This is a genomic window from Pseudochrobactrum sp. AO18b (assembly GCF_000409565.1).
In the GTDB taxonomy this organism is placed as follows: domain Bacteria; phylum Pseudomonadota; class Alphaproteobacteria; order Rhizobiales; family Rhizobiaceae; genus Pseudochrobactrum; species Pseudochrobactrum saccharolyticum.
Map to the genome: position 1 here is coordinate 1 of NZ_ANNO01000426.1, position 2935 is coordinate 2935.

Consider the following 2935-nt stretch of genomic DNA (forward strand, 5'->3'; position numbering starts at 1 on the left):
CCTGCCCGCCGTCTTGTCACCGAAAGAACAAGTGCGATTGTCCGGCATTTATATCGTTTAAGCGCGGAAAAAGGTTCCGGCCGTCGTGCGAATATCAGCGGCCTGAATGTCGGTGGAAAAACCGGTACGGCTGAGAAGGTGGTCAACGGCCGCTATGCAAAGAACAGGAATTTCAATGTTTTTGCAGCGGCCATGCCGATGGACGATCCGACATATGTCTATCTGGTTATCGTTGATGATCCGGCTCCGAAATCTGCCACGCGCGGACAGACGGCCGGTGTAACCGCAGCACCGGTTGCGGGTGAAATCATTCGGAAAACATTCACTTTTTTGGGCATGGAGCCACGCATCGGCATCTGATCTGTCAGTGATCAGGCAAAGGTGTTTTCGGAATGTGTGGATATTTCATCAAGAACTGATCTGCGTGTGCACAATACGGGCGCATAAACTTGACTTATATAATCATGTTTAATATCGCAGATAATAATATTGTTCTTAAGACGGCTAAATTTGGGCAGATGTGATGACACCCCAAAACCGAATGCGCGCGTTCTTATGACATGTCGGTTTTGCTGACAAGCAATGATGACCATTGAATTTTTACATTTTTTGAAAACTTGGGGATTGGAATGAGGGGCAGATATCAATTGGTTACCTATGAGCGCGGCTGTGCCGCTTTAGCCGGTGTTTCACTGCTTGCTGTCAGTGCTGTGGCGGCTTTCGCTCAGGAAACAGGCAAGACTGATCGCGTGCCGCGCCAAAAGCAGGCTCAACAGGTTTCCGATACCACTGGTGCAACAGTACTGGATACAATTGTGGTGGTGGGGCAGGGACATCCTTCTACCGGCACTATAGGTCAACCACCGGCTGAATATGCCGGCGGGCAGGTTGCCACCGGTGCGCAACTCGGAACACTCGGAAACCGGTCTGTTCGCGATACACCATTCAGCCTGACCGGCTATACAGACAGGCTGATCCGCAACCAGCAGGCAAAATCGATCGCTGATATTACACTCAATGATCCGTCCGTGCGTCAGGATGCGCCGACTTTCAGTGAGCGTGACTCTTTCTTCATCCGTGGTTTCTCGGTGACTAATCTGGATGTTGCATATGACGGACTTTTCTACCTTGCCAATCCGCGTCGCAGCTATCTTGAGGGCATTGAACGCGTTGAGGTGCTCAAAGGGCCAAGCGCTCTGGTCAATGGCGGTGTCGGCCGCGTCGGGGGTACAATCAATCTGGTGCCAAAACGCGCTGCGGATGAGCCGCTGACACGCCTGACAACGACCTATATGTCCGATGCGCAATTATGGTCGCATGTTGATGTTGGTCGTCGTTTCGGACCGGACGGGGAATGGGGCATTCGCTTCAATGGTTCCTATCGTGGCGGTGAGACTGCGATGAAGCATAATGACATTCAGGTTGGTGTCTTGTCGCTTGGGCTTGATTATCGCGGTGAACGGGTACGTGCCTCGCTTGATCTCAATCATTCCCGACAGAATATTGATGCGCCGACTTCGCTGTTTAATGCGGTAAAAGAAGGGGTTGTAATTCCGGATGCACCGAATGGCCGGATTAACACAGCCAATCCGTTCGAATATCACGACAGCAAGCACAATATGGCCGCTGCCCGTGTCGAGGTTGATGTTCTGGATAATACGACTGTCTATGCCGCCGGTGGTATCAGCCGTTATCGTGAGGATTTCCTGTCTACATCATACACAATTCTCAATTCCAACGGCGATGCAGAAGCTGAATTTGGCTATAATCCGCAGCAGATTCAGGGACTGTCGGGTGAGATTGGTGTTCGCTCCGAATTTGATACCGGTCCTGTCGGCCATAAGTTCAATATTTCGGTAAGCGGCGCGAAAAATGAGAACCATCGCGGTCGCTTCCATCCGGGAAAACTGGGCTTCAGAAAATACCCGATCAATATCTACAATCCTGCCTATGTGCCTGATAACTGGGTAGATATAAGCGGGCTGCCTCGCTCGGATAATCTCTATCCGTTCTCCGAGCTGGTCGCTAACAGTATCGCGATTTCTGACACGCTGTCTTTTGCGGATGATCGCTTCCAGCTGACGCTTGGCGGACGTTATCAGCATATGAGCACACGTACCTTCAACACACGCCCAAATCCGGATGTGCCGTTTGGTAAACAGACTTATCATTACTCAGAATCTAAATTCAGCCCTGCCGTCGCTGCTGTTGCCCATGTGACTGACAGCTTGTCGGTCTATGCAAATTATGCTGAGGCACTGACTGAAGGGCCGCAGCCACCGTCCCGCGCTGCCAATAATACAGAGAGCTTTCCTCCTGTTGTAAACAAGCAGAAGGAAGTCGGGGTCAAATATGATCTTGGCGATCTGATGCTGAGCGCAGCTCTGTTTGAGATCAGACAGCCAAACGGTTTTACTGATGCGAAAAACAATTTTGCGGTGAACGGTCTTCAGGTCAATCGCGGGCTGGAGCTCTCTGTGTTCGGCGAGCCGGTTGACGGTATTCGTTTGCTGGGTGGTATTACATTTATGGATGCCGAGCTGGATAAAACAGGAAATCCCGAAACGAATGGTAACAGAGTTCCGGGTGTTCCGAAAACAGCTATCAGCCTCTATGGCGAGTATGACACGCCGTGGGTTGAGGGGCTGACGCTGACCGGTCGTGTTGTCCATACAGGCAGCACTTATTATGACCAGAAAAACCTGCAGAAAGTGCCGGACTGGACACGCGTTGATCTGGGCGCGCGTTACACAATGCTCCGTGAGAATGGCAAGCCGGTAGAGTTCAGAGCAACCGTTGAGAATGTTCTCAACGAAAATTACTGGGCATCGTCAGCCCGTGGTTTTATCTCGGCCGGAGCGCCGCGTACATTCATGCTTTCCGCTTCGTTTGATTTCTAAAGCATCGCAGTGTGATATTAACGAGGAAGGGGCGC

General features: G+C 51.2%; 2 protein-coding genes. Both read left to right on the forward strand.

What is annotated here, in order from left to right; all coding sequences use genetic code 11:
- Positions 1-360: penicillin-binding transpeptidase domain-containing protein (locus A918_RS20805; protein WP_033316201.1), on the forward strand; the 360-nt coding region annotated here is incomplete at its 5' end.
- A 269-nt stretch (positions 361-629) separates the two neighbouring features.
- Complete coding sequence (locus tag A918_RS0116155) at positions 630-2900, forward strand: TonB-dependent siderophore receptor (RefSeq protein ID WP_051139075.1); 2271 nt, start codon at positions 630-632, stop codon at positions 2898-2900.
- Positions 2901-2935: the final 35 nt, after the last annotated feature.